Genomic DNA, 506 nt, shown 5'->3' on the forward strand with positions numbered 1-506 from the left:
TGGTAAAATGAACTACCGAAACCACAGAAAAATAGCTGTTATTGATGGTAATATAGGCTATGTTGGTGGTATTAATGTAGGCGATGAATATATAAATGATAACGGAACTGGCTATTGGCGTGATACACATTTAAGAATTTTTGGTGATGCTGTAAAATCATTACAAATTCATTTTTTATCAACTTGGAAATTTGTTTCAAATGAAATTATAACACACTACAAACCCTTTTTTCCTGAAATAAAAGCATTACAAACAAAAATAGCATTACAAATAGCTGGTAGCGGCCCTGATACTGATTGGGCAAATATTATGGAGTTAGCAATTACTGCAATAATTACAGCTAAACAATATGTATATATTACAACACCCTATTTTGTGCCTAATGACGAAATGATTGCTGCCATACAAATAGCGGCTAAAAGTGGTGTTGATGTGCGTTTAATTATTCCTGAAAAATCAGATTCATGGGTGGTTAAACATGCATCAAACTCATTTTTAGAAGCAC

General features: G+C 32.6%; 1 protein-coding gene. It reads left to right on the forward strand.

Annotation, left to right across the window (positions count from 1 at the left end; all coding sequences use genetic code 11):
* Positions 1-506: phospholipase D-like domain-containing protein (locus FUA24_RS07805; RefSeq protein ID WP_246146989.1), on the forward strand; the 506-nt coding region annotated here is incomplete at both ends.

The organism is Seonamhaeicola marinus, assembly GCF_008085455.1.